This is a genomic window from Corynebacterium antarcticum (genome assembly GCF_016595285.2).
GTDB lineage: Bacteria > Actinomycetota > Actinomycetes > Mycobacteriales > Mycobacteriaceae > Corynebacterium > Corynebacterium antarcticum.
Genome location: NZ_JAENIP020000003.1, coordinates 147,033 through 163,625, shown reverse-complemented (window position 1 = coordinate 163,625; position 16,593 = coordinate 147,033). Strand labels below are relative to the sequence as shown.

Below are 16,593 nucleotides of genomic sequence, written 5' to 3'. Positions count from 1 at the left end.
CTGACCGTCAGCGGTCCAGGTCTCCGGCGAGGCCGGCGACGATGCCGTCGAGGATGTCCTTCTCGGAGACGACCATGGAATCGACTCCCGCGACGTCGCGGGCGAGATCGATGATCCCCTGGACGACGACGGAACCGCCGCCGAGGACGTCCGCACGCCCGGGGTGGATGACCGGATTCGTGGCCCGCTGCTCCGAGGTCTCGGCGATGAGATGGTCCGTGAGTACCTTGAGCGCGTCAAAGCGGAGCACGGAGGCGTGGATCGCGCTGGCGTCATAGCTCTCCAGCCCCAGAGCCAGAGCGGAGAGTGTCGTGAATGTTCCCGCGCAGCCGACGAAGGTGCGTGCCTTATCAACCGGGACGATGGCGCGGACCTGCTCGAGTCGTTCCGCGACGTACTCCCTGGCGATCTCGATCTCGGTGTCGGTGGCCGGGTTGGAGCGCATGATGCGTTCGGTGACCCGGACACAGCCCATCTGGGTGGAGTGGCTGCCGAGGATGCCGTCGTCGACGGTCCCGACGACGAACTCCGTGGATCCTCCGCCGAGGTCGATGACACAGAATGGACCGGTTTCCGGGGGCAGATCGGCGACCGCACCGCGGAAGCTCAGTGCGGCCTCCTCTTCACCGCTGATGACCTCTGCGACCGCCCCGGGTTTGATCCGCCCGAGGAGCTGGCGGGTCATCCGGAAGAAGTCCTCGCGGTTGTGGGCGTCGCGGGTGGCGGAGGTCGCCACCATGCGGACATCGGCCACGCGTTCGATCTCCATGATCTCGACGTAGCGTTCGAGGGCCGCGCGGGTTCGTTCGAGAGCCGCGGGAGACAGTTCACCGTTGGCGTCGACGCCTTCGCCTAGCCGGACGATCTCCATGGCCCGGTGGATCTCCCGGGTCTGTCCGCCACCGACCTCGCAGATCAGCAGCCGGAGGGAGTTGGTCCCGCAGTCGATCGCCGCGAGGCGGGTCATTTCCGGACCTCCGCGTGGGTGAAGTCGAACTGTTCGATGTCGATGCCGAGGTCGGCGCAGGTGGGCCAGTCGGCCGGGATCGCGGTACCGCGTAGTCCAGCGTGCTCGGCGGCCAGCGCCACCGCCTCGTCGCCGAGCCGGAAGTGACCCGCTCCCTCGGCGAGAGCGTAGGCGATGAGGACGTGGAGGCACTTGACACGCTCGGGCATCCCGCCGCCGGAGAAGTCGGTACCGAGGTCCTCGAGGGCGTTGCGCCGTTCGAGGTAGTGGCGATGTGCCGCATCGTAGTCGGCGGCGAGCGTCAGGTCGTCTTTGAGGCGGTCGCTCATCCACTTCATGACGTGCGCGACCTCGAGGCGCGATGCCTCGGCGGTGAGACGGGGGTCGGTGAGGTAGTAGAGGGTCGGGAACGGGGTCCCGTCGGGCAGGCGCGGCGCGGTGGTGACGACACCGGGTTCCCCGTCCGGACAGCGGTAGGCGATGTCGATGACCCCACGGGGTTCGCGGCCTAGCTGTTCGGTCACCCGGGCGATGTCGGCGTCGTTGACTGTCATTGGTGTTCTCTCCTTGTGACCCCGGGCTGCGGGGTGGTCAGATTCTGTCAGTCCGCGGGGGCGGGGGCGGGCTGTTCCTCCGGTGGTGCTGGAACCGCGGTCGGCAGGTTGCCCTTCGCGTTCTCGTCGAGCGGTTCGGGGTCCGGGGCGGTGCCGGGGAGACTGACCCCGGCGTCGCGGTCGGCGACCGAGTTCCACAGCACGCCCCACCAGGGGCCGCTCACCGTCGGTGCGGTGTCCTCCCCGCCACCGGTGGTGGCGGTGGAGGTGGTGATCTCCGGATCAATGATGCGGAAGGGGGTCTCCCCCGGCTCGATGACGCCGAGGCGCTGCCGGGCCTGCTCGCGGATGTACGCCTCGGAGCGGTACTTCTCGATCTCGTCGACGAGGGCGTCCCGTCGCTCCGTGCGTTCGGCGATCGACGCGCTGAGCCGGGCGATCTCCGCCCGCTGCTGGAAGTAGTTGCGCACGGGGACCGCGATCATGACGAGTACGAGGATGAGTACGAGGATGAGGATCGCGACCTGGAGTGCGCTGAACCGCCCACGGTTCCCGCGCGCACGTGACGGCACCGCCGACCGCCCCGGTCGCTGTCCTGATGTTCCGCGGTTGGTCACGGGTACCCGTTTCCGCCGCATGCGCGCTTGATTCACCATTGTCCGTCGATCCTACCGCGCGGGCGCGTGGCCGTGCGAGCCCCGGGACACGAACAGGCCCGGATCCCCCTCTGGCGGGGTGTCCGGGCCTATTCCTGCGCTTCAGCGCCGGATGCTACTTCCTGAACCGCGGGAATGCGGAGCGGCCGGCGTAGCGTGCGGCCGGGCCGAGCAGCTCCTCGATGCGGAGCAGCTGGTTGTACTTGGCGACGCGCTCGGAGCGGGCCGGCGCACCGGACTTGATCTGGCCGCAGGACAGTGCGACCGCGAGATCGGCGATGGTGGTGTCCTCGGTCTCACCGGAGCGGTGGCTCATCATGCAGCGGTAGCCGTTGCGGTGGGCGAGCTCGACGGCGTCGAAGGTCTCGGAGAGGCTGCCGATCTGGTTCACCTTGACCAGCAGGGCGTTGGCGACGTCATTGTCGATGCCCTTCTGCAGGCGCTCCGGGTTGGTGACGAAGAGGTCGTCGCCGACGATCTGGACCTTGTCGCCGATCGCGGCGGTGATGGCCTTCCAGCCCTCCCAGTCGTCCTCGTCCAGCGGGTCCTCGATGGAGACGATCGGGTACTTGGCGACGAGGTCGGTGTAGACCTTGCTCATCTCCTCGGCGGTGTGCTCGCCACCCTCGAAGTGGTACTTGCCGTCCTTGTAGAACTCGGAGGCGGCGACGTCGAGGGCCAGGGCGACGTCCTCGCCCGGGGTGAAGCCGGCCTTCTCGATGGCCTCGACGATGAGGTCGATGGCCTCGGCGGTGGAGCCGACGGAGGGTGCGAATCCACCCTCGTCGCCCAGACCGGTGGACAGGCCCTTCTCCTTGATGACGCCCTTGAGGGTGTGGTAGACCTCGGCGCCCATGCGCAGCGCCTCAGCGAAGCTGGAGGCACCGATGGGGGCGATCATGAACTCCTGGCAGTCGACGCCGGAGTCGGCGTGGGCACCGCCGTTGACGATGTTCATCATCGGGACGGGCAGGATGTGGGCGTTGGGGCCGCCGATGTAGCGGAAGAGCGGGAGACCGGCGGAATCGGCGGCGGCGTGTGCGACGGCCATGGAGACGCCGAGGATGGCGTTCGCGCCGAGCTTGGACTTGTTCGCGGTGCCGTCGGCGTCGATCATGACCTGATCGATCTCGCGCTGATCGTCGGCCTCCATGCCCGCCAGCTCGTCGACGATGGTCTCGTTGACGGCCTCGACCGCCTTGAGGACACCCTTGCCCTGGTAACGGTCGCCGCCGTCACGCAGCTCATGTGCCTCGTGGACGCCGGTGGACGCGCCGGAGGGGACGGCCGCCTTGCCTGCGGAGCCGTCGGAGAGGACGACCTCGCACTCGACGGTCGGGTTGCCGCGGGAATCCATGATCTCGCGGGCGAATACGTGCATGATCTCAGCCACAGTGGCCTCCTATGCCTTTTGGGTGCTGCTTCGATTGTCGTTCTACGTGGCGCCGCACAGGCCCTCAACCGAAACACACCACCCGGGCAGTACCCCACACAACCGGAAATAACCGGGCGTTTTAGGGAGATGTGTCCCGGAGGGATCTGATGGTCGGCGACCATGCGGAACGCTCACCTTCAATTGTTCCATGAAATCTCCCGCCGCGCCGCTGGACCACACATCCGGGCACCATGTCACACCGGCGTCACACCGGCGGCTGGCGGAGCGCGTAGGCCGCTGCGGAGTCCCGGACCTTGATCAGGTAGTCGGCGGAGTTGTTGTAGGACCGGATGGCCTGCGTCCACCCTTCCGGGGTCGCGAGGTCACGGTCGTGCGCACAGAGCAGCCGCGCGGCCGCGAGCGCCGCGTCGTCGATCTGCTGGGGGTCCGCGACGCCGTCCCCGTCGGCGTCGCGTCCGTAGATCCGCCAGGACGAGGGGATGAACTGCATCGGACCGACCGCACGGTCGAACTCGGTGTCTCCGTCGAGCCGGCCGCCGTCGGTGTCCGGCACCCGGGCGAGTCCGGGACCGCCGTCCAGGGGAACGCCGATGATCGGCGGGTCGACGATCCCGGCCTCGCCGATCCGCGAGCCCCCGAAGATCTTCCCGGAATATGTCCCGTGGCGGGTCTCGACCTGGCCGATCCCGGCGAGGGTGTTCCAGGAGAGATGACAGCCCGGCCAGCTCTGCTGGGCGATGAGGGTCGCGTTGCCGTACGCCTGCACCGCGGCGACCGGGATGCCGGTGTCGGCGGCGAGCGGTTCAGCCCAGAAGCCGAGTTTGAGTGAGGTCCTGCCCGGGGCGTTCACGTCGATCTGCGGGACCGCCTCCCCCACCGCGGGAGGGACGTTGTCGGGTACGGGCTGCAGTTGCCTGATCGGACTGGGACCATCGAGGAAGGACAGGACCCAGCCGACGAATGCGACGACCATCACCACGGCCAGGACCGAGGTGAGGCCGGCGACGAAGGTGCGGCGGACTGCGGATCTCATAGCGGCGAATTCTACCCATGCCGACCCTCCCGGATGCCAGCCGTCCGTATTTCGCACCCCGGCAGCCTCGTCCGGTCGTCCTCCTCCGTTCCGGTGGCCACCGGATCGCGGTTGCGACCCCGTCGCATCCACCGGCCCTCGGGGAATGTGCGCCAGGGGAGAATCGGAGGAGTCACTCTCCCCGTCAGCTCCCCCGGTGCGGACGGGACCGCCCCTGACTCACCGTCCCCGCGGCCACATCACCGTTCGACACCCTCGGGGCTCTCCCGGGACGGACACCGCCGCGGAGGTGTGCCGCACCGATCCGGGGACCGCACTCCCGACCCGCACGGTGGGGCCCGGGGCGGGGCAACGGATCATCCGCCCCGGTTCTTCGCGGCCTGCCACAGATTCTCCTGCTGTTCGACGGGGACCGTGGTGCGCGTCCCGTCGAACAGGTAGGGCGCTCTGCGACGCAGTTTCGAGGTGAAGGAGTCGGCGACATCGTCGAGGTCGAAGTCTCCCCGGAGCGCGGCGATCTCCGCGTGGAAGAGCACCTGGAGCAGCACGTCCGCCAGCTCCCCGCGGAGCTCGACCGCGGTGCCGGCACCTTCGGCGTGGGCCCGCACGGCGTCCGCGAACTCCTCGGCCTCCTCCCGGAGATAGGGGAGCAGACTGACGTGGTCCTGGCCCCGCTCCCACTCGCCGATGTCGAGTGCCCTGGTCATCACGGCCCGGGCTGCCGCGATACCCGATGCCCCCGGCCCGCTGACCTCCTCCCCCGCGGCCGACCGGCGCAGGACCTCCGGCGAACCGGGATCGGTGTCCACCCAGATCGTCGCCGCCCCCGGTGCTCCCCTCCGCAGGCCGTGGCCGAGCACGAGCTCCCGAACAGAATCGGGGACGGATTCACCGAATGCCACGGTGTCCCCCGCCTCAGCGGCGGCGGTGATCACCTCCGCCGGAACCAGTGTGGGTGATGCGGAGTCGAGCAGCAGAACCGTCATGCGGACATCGTAGCGGCGCGAATCAGCCCCCGATCGAGACGATCCCGGGTTTCCGGCCGCCCGTACCCGCCTTGCCGCCGGTAACGTCCAGGGGCGGCACGTCGAACATCGCGGAGAGGAAGTCCGCGCACCACTGGATGAGGGCCACGTCGCGCAGCGGCGGATCGGTGACCTTTTTGCCGGCCTTCGGGAAGCTCAGCTGGATGGCCTTCGCCGCGGCCCGGTAGTTCGATCCCGGGTAGAGGCGTTTCAGCCGGACCTGCTTCGAGTCCGGCAGGTCGACCGGGTGCACCTTGATCCGGGTGCCTTGGACCCCGATGTCGGTGATTCCCGCGGCGCGGCACTGGTGCCTCAGCCGTGCGACGGACAGCAATCGCTCGACCTCGACGGGAACGGGGCCGTAACGGTCCTCCATCTCATCCACCGCGAGCCGCAGGTCCGTCTCCGACTGGGACTGGGCGAGCTTCCGGTAGACCTCGAGGCGCAGCCGCTCGGAGTTGATGTAGTTCTCCGGGATGTGCGCGTCGACGGGGAGATCGACCCGGATCTCCTTCGGCGCCTTGTCCGTCGCGTCCAACGGCTTACCGTCGGCGATCGCGCGGTACATCTCGACGGCCTCGCCGACGAGCCGGACGTAGAGGTCGAAGCCGACGCCGGCGATGTGTCCGGACTGCTCCGCGCCGAGCACGTTGCCCGCGCCGCGCATCTCCAGATCCTTCATGGCGACGGCCATACCGGCGCCGAGATCGTTGTTCTGCGCGATCGTCGTCAGCCGGTCGTAGGAGGTCTCGGTGAGCATCTGCCCCTTCGGGTAGAGGAAGTACGCGTAGCCCCGCTCCCGGGAACGTCCGACCCGACCGCGGAGCTGGTGCAGCTGACTCAGTCCCATGTGGTGGGCGTTCTCGACGATGAGGGTGTTGGCGTTGGCGATGTCGAGACCGGTCTCGACGATGGTGGTGCACACCAGCACGTCGTACTCGCGGTCCCAGAAGCCCTGGACGGTCTGCTCCAGCTGCTCCTCGGCCATCTGCCCGTGGGCGACGACGACCCTCGCCTCCGGGATCAGCTCGCGCAGCTGCGCGGCACGCTTCTCGATGGTCTTGACCTTGTTGTGCACGTAGAACACCTGGCCGTCGCGCAGCAGCTCGCGGCGGATCGCCGCGGCGATCTGCTTGTCCTCCTGCGCGCCGACGTAGGTGAGCACGGGGTGCCGGTCCTCGGGCGGGGTGAGGATCGTCGACATCTCCCGGATCCCGGCCATCGACATCTCCAGGGTCCTCGGGATCGGGGTCGCCGACATCGTCAGCACGTCGACGTGGGTGCGCAGTGCCTTGATGTGTTCCTTGTGCTCCACACCGAAACGCTGTTCCTCGTCGACGATGACGAGCCCGAGGTTCTTCCAGCCCACGCCCGTCTGGAGCAGGCGGTGGGTGCCGATGACGATGTCGATCGTCCCGTCCTTCAGCCCCCGGAGGATCCGCTTCGAGTCGGCGCCGGAGGTGAACCGCGACAGTCCCTCGACGGTGACGGGGAAACCGTCCATCCGCTCGGTGAAGGTCGCCAGGTGTTGCTGGGCGAGCAGTGTCGTGGGGACGAGGACCGCGACCTGACGCCCGTCCTGCACCGCCTTGAACGCCGCCCTGACGGCGACCTCGGTCTTGCCGTAGCCGACGTCTCCGACGACGACCCGGTCCATGGGCACGGGCTTCTCCATGTCCTCCTTGACCGCGTCGATCGCGAGCATCTGGTCCTCGGTCTCGACGTAGGGGAAGTTGTCCTCCATCTCCCGCTGCCAGGGGCTGTCGGGCGCGAACGGGTGCCCCGGGGAGCCCTGCCGCTTCGCGTAGAGCTCGATGAGCTCACCGGCGATCTCCCGGACGGCGGACCGGGCCTTCTTCTTGGTGTTCTTCCAGTCCGAGCCGCCCATCTTCGACAGGGCGGGTTTCTCCCCGCCGACGTAGCGGGAGAGCAGGTCGAGGGCGTCCATCGGGACGTAGAGCTGATCGCCCGGCCCACCGCGCCGTGACGGCGCGTACTCGATGACCAGGTACTCCCGGCGGGATGTGCCGTCGCCCGTGGTGATGGTCCGTTCCGTCATCTCCACGAAACGGCCGATGCCGTGGGACTCGTGGACGACGAGGTCCCCGGGCTTCAGCGCCAGCGGATCGACCTTGTTGCGTCGCTTCGCCGGACGCCGTTTGGCGCCGGCGATGTCACCGACGCGGTTGCCCGTCAGGTCGGTCTCTGTGATCACGACCAGCGGGAGGGCTGCCGTGTCCCTCAGTTTACGGACCTTCGGGAACACCAGGCCCGCGTGGCTCAGGGCCCGGTAGAGGGTGACCTCGCCCGGGGACGGCTCCCACCCCGGCGTCGCCACGTGGGTGGGGATCCCCTTCTCCCGGAACCTCTCGGTCATCCGTTTGACCGGTCCGGCGCCCGGCGCGATGAACGCCGCCCGTCCCCCGGCGCGGGTGTGCTCGAGGAGCAGCGCCATCATGGCGTCGATCTCCTTCAGGTCCCCGCGCGGTGTCGGGCCGGGGGCGAAATCGAGCGGGAGTGTCTCCGATTCGGCGGCGTCCCCGAGCATTCCGGCCGGACCGAACGTCCACCACGGGGATCCGACGGCGCGGGCGGAGACCTCGAGCGACTCCCAGGAGCGGTAGGACCCGGCGGACAGGTCGAGGCCCTCGGCGGCGACGGGGCCGGTCGCCCCCATGGCGGCGGCCTCCCAGCCTGCGGCGAGGAATTCGTCGTCGGTGGTGATCAGGTCGTCGATGCGCGTCCGGATCTTCTCCGGGGCACAGGCGAGGATGTGGGTGCCCTCGGGCATCAGTTCGGGGAGACTGACCAGGGGGGTGTCGGTGAGAACCGGGATCAGTGCCTCCATCCCGTCGGCGGGCTGTCCCTCACCGAGTGTGGTGAGCAGTTCGACCAGGGTGGCGTTGCCCGGGTGGCTGACCGCGAGTTTCCGGGCCCGGTCGGAGACCGCGTCGTCGACGAGCAGCTCGCGGCAGGGGTAGATCTCCACCTCCCCGACCTCGAGTTCGGGGATCGTGCGCTGGTCCGCGACGGAGAACTGGCGGACGTCGGTGATCTCGTCACCCCAGAACTCCACGCGCACCGGGTAGTTCAGTGTGGTGGGGAAGATGTCGATGATGCCACCGCGGGTCGCGAACTCGCCGCGCCGCGCGACCATGTCCACGTGCCGGTACGCACGGCTCACCAGGTCGCGGACGAGGGTGTCGAAGTCGTACTCGCGTTCCTCGGCGAGGACCACCGGATCGCGGCCGGCGGCGGTCTCGAGCACGGGCTGGCAGAAGCCGCGCGCCGCGGTCACGACGACACGCAGGCGTCCCGCGGAAAGATCGTGCAGGACCTTCGCCCGACGTCCGACGGTGTCCACCCCGGGGCTCAGCCGTTCGTGCGGCAGCGTCTCCCAGGACGGGAACCACGCGACCCGCTCCCCCAGCATCGCGCTGAGCTCCGCGGTGAGGTCCTCCGCCTCCCGGCCGGTGGCGGTGACGACCAGCAGCGGTGCGTGGTGCGCGAGGGTCCCGATCATCCAGGGCCGGACCTGGTCGATTCCCGTCACGCGCAGACGGGATTCCCCCACCTGGCCGACCAGTCCCTTGAGCTTCGGGTCGGTCGCGGCGACCTTGAGCAGGCCGGCGAGCGCAGGTGTCGACGCGGACGGTTTTTCGGGCAAAATGACTCCTGACGTGACATTCCGGGGCGTCTGGCCCCGTCGTTGATGATTGCCGGTGGACGCGCCGGACTAGCTACCGGACTGCGGGTCCCCGGGATCCACGGCACCGCCGGATTCCCCCGTCGTGCCCGCGTCCCCGGTCTCCGCGGCATCGTCCGAGGTTCCCATCGTGCGCAGCCGGGGCACGGCCTCCATCCCCGCCAGACCATTCCAGCAGAGGTTGACGATGTGCGCGGCGACCTCCTCCTTGGGCGGTTCCCGGACGTCCAGCCACCACTGGGCGGTCGTCGAGACCATACCCACCAGCGCCTGACCGTACAGCACCGCGTAGTCCGGGTTGAGCCCCGACCGGGTGAATGCGTGCGCCAGGATGTGCGCGACCTGCCCCACGGCGTCGTTGAGCATGGTGGAGTAACTGCGTTCGGCCCCGGGGGTCAGGTCGCGGACGAGGATCTGGAATCCGTCGGTGTGCTCCTCCACGTAACTGAAGAGCGCGAGTACGACGCGCTCGATGCGCTCCCGTGATCGACCCGTGGACAGCGATCCCGTGATCAGGGCCTCCAGCCGCAGCATCTCGCGGTCGACGACGACGGCGTACAGCCCCTCCTTGCCCCCGAAATGCTCGTAGACCACCGGCTTGGACACCCCCGCACGGGCCGCGATCTCCTCGACGCTGGTGGCCTCGAAACCACGTTCGGCGAACACTTCCCGACCGACCTTGATCAACTGCTCACGACGCTGCTTGCCGGTCATCCGCTGCCTCACCATGGTGATGATCCTACCGCCCCACCGAATCGAGAGACCGCTCTCCCGTACGGTAGAGTCTCAAGCGCCGCGAACTTATGAGCGGCGTTTCCCCGTGGTGTAATTGGCAACACTCTGGTTTTTGGTACCAGCTTTCCAGGTTCGAGTCCTGGCGGGGAAGCTCCTCCTTTCACCCCGTGGACAACCCGGGCGCGGGGCTCTGCCCCGGCCCTGTCGGGGCCCTCCCGAAGCCCGGTTCCGGAGGCCACCGGGACACGGATCCCGGCGCCGTCCCCGTTGTGCCCGCCGGTACCCCCGGACGACTCCGCATCCTTCCCCGGCCGGCGACATTCCCCGGCCGTTTCCCCTCTGTTCGGCCGTCCGTGACCGCCGGGCCATACGGAGTGCACTGACCCGCACCGGGGTAAATCTCAGGAGCTCCGGTAGCGTGGGGGTGAACAAATCCGTCTTTCACACCCCATGATCGGAGCCCCCATGACAGAGATCCCCTCTGACGATGTGGCCGTCATCATCCTCGCCGCCGGAGCCGGCACCAGGATGAAGTCCTCGACACCGAAGATGCTGCACCGCGTCGCCGGGCGCACCATGCTCGCCCACGCCCTGCACGCGGCTGCGGGGTTGCGGCCGGCCGGCATCATCACGGTCGTCGGGCATCAGCGGGACAAGGTCATTCCGGAGGTGGCGGAGGAGCTTCCCGCCCTCGAGGCGGCCTACGGCACCACATCCCTCGGGATCGCCCGCCAGGAGGAGCAGAACGGCACCGGACACGCCGTCGCCTGCGGCCTGGAGGAGCTCTCCCCCGACTTCACCGGCACCGTCGTGGTCACCACCTCCGATGTGCCGATGATCAACTCGGAGACCCTGCGCGCCCTGGTCGAGGAACACAACACGAAGCCGCGGGCCGCGGTCACCGTCCTCACCGCGACCGTCGACGACCCGACGGGGTACGGCCGTATCGTGCGGACCCCGGACGGGGAGGTCACCCGGATCGTGGAGCAGAAGGACGGTACCGCGGACGAGCTCGAGATCACCGAGATCAACTCCGGCGTCTACGCCTTCGACGCGGAGCTCCTGCGCAGCGCGGTCACGCAGCTGGACACCGACAACGCGCAGGGCGAGTTCTACCTCACCGACGTCATCGGCATCGCCCGGGACAACGACCGTTCCGTGCGGGGACACCGCCTGGACGATGCGTCCATCATCGCCGGCGTCAACGACCGGGTGCAGCTCGCGGCCATCGGTGCCGAGTTCAACCGGCGGCTGTGTGAGGCTGCGATGCGCGGGGGTGCGACGATCGTCGACCCGGCCTCGACCTTCATCGACGTCGACGTGCGGATCGGCCGGGACGTCGTCATCGAACCCGGCACCCAGCTGCGCGGTCGGACGGTGATCGGCGACAACTGCACCATCGGCCCCGACACCACCCTGACCGACATGGTGGTCGGCGAGGGCGCCTCCGTCATCCGCACCCACGGTTCCGAATCGGAGATCGGCCCGCGGGCCACGGTCGGGCCCTTCACGTTCATCCGGCCGGGGACGTCCCTGGGCGAGGAGGGCAAGCTCGGCGGCTTCGTGGAGGCGAAGAACGCGACGATCGGTCGCGGGTCGAAGGTGCCGCACCTCACCTACGTGGGGGACGCGACGATCGGCGAGGAATCGAACATCGGCGCGTCCAGCGTCTTCGTCAACTACGACGGTGTCAACAAACACCACACCACGATCGGCAGCCACGTGCGCACCGGCAGTGACACGATGTTCATCGCCCCCGTGACCGTGGGTGACGGAGCCTACTCCGGGGCGGGTACAGTGATCAAGGATGACGTCCCGCCCGGGGCACTGGCCGTCTCCGGCGGCCATCAGCGCAACATCGAGGGTTGGGTACGGCGCAAACGGCCCGGCACCCCGGCAGCGGACGCCGCCGAACGCGCAGCAGCGCAGCTCAGCGTCAACAATCAGGAAGGCGAAGCAGAATAGACATGTCTGCCCAGTGGATCGACAACCAGAAGAACCTCATGCTGTTCAGCGGGCGGGGAAACCCGGCGCTCGGCGAGGCCGTGGCGCGGGAGCTCGGCGTCCAGCTGACCCCCACCACCGCCCGGGACTTCGCCAACGGCGAGATCTTCGTCCGTTTCGAGGAGTCCGTCCGTGGCTGCGACGCCTTCGTGCTGCAGTCGCACACCCAGCCGCTGAACAAGTGGCTGATGGAACAGCTCATCATGATCGACGCGCTGAAGCGCGGCTCGGCGAAGCGGATCACCGCGATTCTGCCGTTCTACCCGTACGCCCGGCAGGACAAGAAGCACCGCGGCCGCGAGCCGATCTCCGCCCGACTTGTCGCCGACATGCTCAAGGCCGCGGGCGCGGACCGGATCGTCTCCGTGGACCTGCACACCGACCAGATCCAGGGATTCTTCGACGGGCCGGTCGACCACATGCACGCCATGCCCATCCTGACCGAGCACATCAAGAAGAACTACAGCCTGGAGAACATCTGCGTCGTCTCCCCCGACGCCGGTCGCGTGAAGGTCGCCGAGAAGTGGGCCAACACCCTGGGCGGTGCGCCGATGGCGTTCGTCCACAAGACCCGCAGCGTCGACGTCGCCAACCAGGTCACCGCCAACCGTGTCGTCGGTGACGTCGCCGGCCGCACCTGCGTGCTGCTGGACGACATGATCGACACCGGTGGAACGATCTCCGGCGCGGTCGGGGTCCTTCGCGAGGCCGGTGCGGGCGACGTCATCATCGCCACCACGCACGGCGTGTTCTCCGGCCCCGCCCGCGAGCGACTGTCCCGCTGCGGTGCCCGTGAGGTCATCGCGACCGACACGCTGCCCCAGAACACGGACGGCTGGGACAACCTCACGGTGCTGTCCATCGCGCCGCTGCTGGCGAAGACGATCCACGAGATCTTCGAGAACGGATCGGTGACCACCCTCTTCGAGGGCCAGGCCTGATCCACCCGCCACCGGCCACGCCCCCGCGCCGCGGCACATTGTGTCCGGTTCCGGGGGCGTGGTACTGTCATCAGCGTCTCGGCGAGGGCCGATCCCACGGATCAGCCGTTATCGACGCGATGTGACGCATGAAGCGCCCCACCTCCGCACGCGGAGGACGGACAGCCTGCGATGACTCGACGAGAACCCGGGTCCCGCAGGCTTTTGTTGTGTCTGCGTCCGGGACCACACATAACTGTCCAACCAACGCCCAGGAGAAACACCATGGCCATCAACAAGGCTATCCCGCTCGAAGCAGCACCCCGTACCGAGTTCGGCAAGGGCGCGGCGCGCCGTGCCCGCCGCGACGGCCTGATCCCCGTCGTGATCTACAGCAAGTCCATCGATGAGCCGCTGCACGTCACCGTCGACCGTCTCGACTTCACCGCGATCATCCGCAACCACGGCGTCAACGCCGTCGTCGACGTCGACATCGAGGGCGAGAAGCAGCTCGCCATCGTCAAGCACCTCGACCAGAACGTCCTGACCTTCAACATCGACCACGTCGATCTCCTCGCCATCTCCCGCGGCGAGAAGATCGAGGTCGAGGTCCCGGTCGTCCACACCGGTGAGCCGGCTCCGGGCGCCATGGTCATCCAGGACGCCGACGTCCTCGCCGTCGAGGCTCCCGTGCTCTCCATTCCGGAAGAGTTCGAGATCGACATCGAGGGTCTGGAGATCGGTACCCAGATCACCGCCGCCGACGTCAAGCTGGAGGAGGGCATCACGCTGGTCTCCGATCCCGAGACGCTGATCATCAACATCGTCGAGCCCGAGGAAGAGGAACTGCCGGAGCCCGAGGGCGAAGAGGGCGAGGGCGACGCCGAGGGCGAGTCGGTCGAGGCCACCGAAGAGGGCCCGACCAACGACAGCGAGTAGTCTCCTGTCACGGACGGGTTGAACCACCCGCCCGACTGAACACCCGCTCCGGGGCAGCCCGACCGCACACGTGGTCGGGTGCCCGCCGGGGCGGGTTTTCCGCTGTGCACGGGGTGTCCGTGAGCCCCGGTCCGTGTGTGCGACAATGTTCGGCGTGAGTTCACCTGACACCATCCCCCGGAACAACCCCGGATCCCCCACCGGCCCACTGCTCGTCGTCGGGCTGGGTAATCCCGGTCCGAAGTACGCGGCCACCCGGCACAACGTCGGCTTCATGGTCGTCGACGAGCTCGCGGAGCGGGCGACCCCGATGCCCGCGACCTTCAGCGTGCACAAGCGCTCGAACGCCGAGATCGCACAGATCCGGATCAGCGGGCGTCCCGTGATCCTGGCGAAGCCGCGCAGCTTCATGAATCTCTCGGGCGGCCCGGTCAAGGCACTCGCCTCGTATTTCGGCGTGGAGCCGGCGGACATCGTGGTCATCCACGATGAACTGGATCTCGAGCCCGGTGTCGTCCGGCTCAAGCTCGGCGGTGGGGAGAACGGCCACAACGGGTTGAAGTCGACCAGCAAGTCGCTGGGCACCAGGGACTACATCCGCATCCGCATGGGCATCGGACGCCCCCCGGGGCGGATGGATCCCGCGGACTACGTGCTGCGCCCCATCCCGCAGTCGGTGTGCGCCGAACTGGCGATCCAGTGCGCGGATGCCGCGGACGGGGTGGAACTGATAGCGGGATCCGGCCTGGCGATCGCGCAGAACACGATCCACGCCCGATGACGGAGGAGGAGTCCCCGATCGGCCCCGGGTGACGGTGCACCGGGATCAGCGGATGCGCGCCTTGGCCCAGACCTTCTCCAGGGCGGCGTCATCGAGGTCGAAGGCGTGGGTCTTCTCCAGGCGTTTCAGAACCACGGGACACAGCTTGCAGCGCTGCCGGGACCGGCAGCACTTCTTCTTCCCCCCTTTGGCGGCCTTCCGCCGCATCTTCATCATGTCCACGTGACCGAGCCTATTACCGTCCCCCGCCGTTGACACTTCCCGCGGCGAACACGGGCGCATATCACCCCCGGAAAGGGCGGAACCCGCCCCGGATAGGATCACGGGGCGGGTCTGTGGGGGAAGAGTGCGTCAGAGTTCGTCGATCCCCCGACGACGCGGCAGGACGATCGGGCGGGCGTGCGCGATCTCCTCGACGATCCGGACGACCTGACTGGAGTAGCCGAACTCGTTGTCGTACCAGACGTAGAGCACGAGGTGATTGCCCTGCGCGATGGTGGCCAACCCGTCGACGATGCCGGCCTGCGTCGTACCGACGAAGTCAGTCGAGACGACCTCCGGGGACTTGATGTACCCGATCTGCTGGCGCAGCACGGACTTCAGGGACACGTCCCGCAGGTAGGTGTTCACCTCGTCGACGGTGGTCTCCGTGTCCAGGGTCAGGTTCAGCACCGCCATCGACACGTCCGGGGTGGGCACCCGGATCGCGTTACCGGTGAGCTTGCCGCCGAGTTCGGGAAGCGCCTTGGCCACGGCCTTCGCGGCACCAGTCTCGGTGAGCACCATATTCAGCGTCGCGGCCCGGCCCCGGCGCTCACCGGTGTGGAAGTTGTCGATGAGGTTCTGGTCGTTGGTGAACGAGTGGACCGTCTCCACGTGACCGAAACGCACCCCGAAACGGTCGTTGACCGCCTTCAGCACCGGGGTGATCGCGTTGGTGGTACAGCTCGCCGCGGAGAGGATCCGGTCGGAGTCCTCGATGTCACAGTGGTTGATCCCGTAGACGATGTTCTTCAGGTCGCCCTTGCCCGGGGCGGTCAGCAGGACGCGGGACACACCCTTCGACTTCAGGTGCTGCTCCAGACCCGCGCGATCGCGCCAGCGGCCGGTGTTGTCGACGACGACGGCGTCGTCGATGCCGTACTCCGTGTAATCGACGCTGGCCGGATCCGAGGAGTAGATCACCTGAATGGGCGTGCCGTTCGCCCAGATGATGTTCTTCTCCCGGTCGATGCTGATGGTTCCGTCGAACTGTCCGTGGACGGAATCACGCCGCAGCAGGGAGGCACGCTTCTCCAGATCGATGTCGCCGTTCTTCCGGACGACCACAGCCCGGAGCCGGACCCCGAGTCCACGCCCCTCGCGGGCGACGAGGATACGGGCAAGGAGGCGACCGATGCGGCCGAAGCCGTAGAGCACGACGTCCGTCTCGGGGGTCTTCTCGGCGGTGCCGATGACCTCGGCGAGTTCCTCCTCGAGGAAGGCCCTGAGATCACCCCCCTGCTCCCGGAAGCGGGTGGCCAGGCGGCCGATGTCGATCGATGCGGTACCCAGGTCCATCTCCACGAGTTCCCTGACGATGGGCAGGGTCGCGGCGAGGGACATCTCCTGTTCCGTGATCCGGCGGGCGAACCGGTGCGACTTCACGATGTCGATCGCGGTGACGTTCTCGAGCAGCCGACCGTAGATCGAGGTGACCACGTTGTGTTCCCGGTGCAACCGGCCGAGCAGCGGCACCATCTCCTCCGCGAGTGCGAGCCGTTCATTGAAGTTCCGGTGGGTGGCGGTCAGGTCCGTCATGGGTGTGTGACTTCCTCTTTCAGGCGGGTCGGCGACGCTGGATCAGGGGTGTATGAACGCAACGGGACATACCAACA

At 68.0% G+C, this 16,593-nt stretch carries 14 protein-coding genes and 1 tRNA gene; 5 read left to right on the top strand and 10 right to left on the bottom strand.

From position 1 onward, the window contains the following. Nucleotides 1-7: 7 nt before the first annotated feature. The 8 genes from JIM95_RS08080 to JIM95_RS08045 all read right to left on the bottom strand — a co-directional run bounded on the left by JIM95_RS08080 (nt 8) and on the right by JIM95_RS08045 (nt 10,066). Nucleotides 8-967 carry a Ppx/GppA phosphatase family protein gene (locus tag JIM95_RS08080; RefSeq protein WP_200259807.1) on the bottom strand — a complete coding sequence of 320 codons (960 nt, stop codon included), beginning with the start codon at nt 965-967 and terminating at the stop codon, nt 8-10. Continuing rightward, on the bottom strand, nt 964-1,521 hold the full coding sequence (locus JIM95_RS08075) for a DUF501 domain-containing protein (protein WP_200259804.1): 558 nt from the start codon (nt 1,519-1,521) through the stop codon (nt 964-966). Before JIM95_RS08075 ends, JIM95_RS08080 begins: the two co-directional genes overlap by 4 nt. Before the next feature lie 47 nt (nt 1,522-1,568). Next, a complete protein-coding gene (locus tag JIM95_RS08070) occupies nt 1,569-2,177 on the bottom strand; it encodes a septum formation initiator family protein (RefSeq protein WP_234034673.1) in 609 nt (202 codons plus the stop codon). Between the two features lie 115 nt (nt 2,178-2,292). Further along, nucleotides 2,293-3,570, bottom strand: coding sequence for a phosphopyruvate hydratase (gene eno, locus JIM95_RS08065; RefSeq protein WP_200259801.1), 1,278 nt, complete (start codon nt 3,568-3,570; stop codon nt 2,293-2,295). 247 nt (nt 3,571-3,817) lie between these two features. Beyond that, the gene (locus JIM95_RS08060; protein WP_200259798.1) at nt 3,818-4,606 is read right to left on the bottom strand and encodes a lytic transglycosylase domain-containing protein; all 789 of its coding nucleotides are present in this window, start codon (nt 4,604-4,606) and stop codon (nt 3,818-3,820) included. A gap of 356 nt (nt 4,607-4,962) precedes the next feature. Further along, nucleotides 4,963-5,592 (bottom strand): MazG nucleotide pyrophosphohydrolase domain-containing protein, encoded by a 630-nt coding sequence (locus JIM95_RS08055; RefSeq protein ID WP_200259795.1) that lies wholly within the window; start codon nt 5,590-5,592, stop codon nt 4,963-4,965. 22 nt (nt 5,593-5,614) lie between these two features. Then, nucleotides 5,615-9,298 (bottom strand): transcription-repair coupling factor, encoded by a 3,684-nt coding sequence (mfd, locus tag JIM95_RS08050; RefSeq protein ID WP_200259792.1) that lies wholly within the window; start codon nt 9,296-9,298, stop codon nt 5,615-5,617. 69 nt (nt 9,299-9,367) lie between these two features. After that, nucleotides 9,368-10,066 (bottom strand): TetR/AcrR family transcriptional regulator, encoded by a 699-nt coding sequence (locus JIM95_RS08045; RefSeq protein ID WP_200259789.1) that lies wholly within the window; start codon nt 10,064-10,066, stop codon nt 9,368-9,370. An 85-nt stretch (nt 10,067-10,151) separates the two neighbouring features. Between JIM95_RS08045 and JIM95_RS08040 the strand changes: the two genes are divergently transcribed. From JIM95_RS08040 to pth, 5 genes are all read left to right on the top strand, one after another. Then, nucleotides 10,152-10,223, top strand: a tRNA-Gln gene (locus tag JIM95_RS08040). Between the two features lie 314 nt (nt 10,224-10,537). Next, nucleotides 10,538-12,037, top strand: coding sequence for a bifunctional UDP-N-acetylglucosamine diphosphorylase/glucosamine-1-phosphate N-acetyltransferase GlmU (gene glmU / locus JIM95_RS08035; RefSeq protein ID WP_200259786.1), 1,500 nt, complete (start codon nt 10,538-10,540; stop codon nt 12,035-12,037). A 2-nt stretch (nt 12,038-12,039) separates the two neighbouring features. Then, nucleotides 12,040-13,017, top strand: coding sequence for a ribose-phosphate diphosphokinase (locus JIM95_RS08030; protein ID WP_200259783.1), 978 nt, complete (start codon nt 12,040-12,042; stop codon nt 13,015-13,017). A 270-nt stretch (nt 13,018-13,287) separates the two neighbouring features. Beyond that, complete coding sequence (locus tag JIM95_RS08025; RefSeq protein ID WP_410170772.1) at nt 13,288-13,935, top strand: 50S ribosomal protein L25/general stress protein Ctc; 648 nt, start codon at nt 13,288-13,290, stop codon at nt 13,933-13,935. 154 nt (nt 13,936-14,089) lie between these two features. Next, nucleotides 14,090-14,716: an aminoacyl-tRNA hydrolase gene (gene pth / locus JIM95_RS08020; protein WP_248232440.1), complete on the top strand. Its 627-nt coding sequence runs from the start codon at nt 14,090-14,092 to the stop codon at nt 14,714-14,716. A gap of 45 nt (nt 14,717-14,761) precedes the next feature. Here the strand turns inward: pth and JIM95_RS08015 are convergent, their stop codons facing one another. Beyond that, a complete protein-coding gene (locus JIM95_RS08015; RefSeq protein WP_200259777.1) occupies nt 14,762-14,938 on the bottom strand; it encodes a hypothetical protein in 177 nt (58 codons plus the stop codon). Nucleotides 14,939-15,067: 129 nt separating this feature from the next. After that, nucleotides 15,068-16,516: a glyceraldehyde-3-phosphate dehydrogenase gene (locus JIM95_RS08010; protein WP_200259774.1), complete on the bottom strand. Its 1,449-nt coding sequence runs from the start codon at nt 16,514-16,516 to the stop codon at nt 15,068-15,070. Nucleotides 16,517-16,593 lie beyond the last annotated feature (77 nt).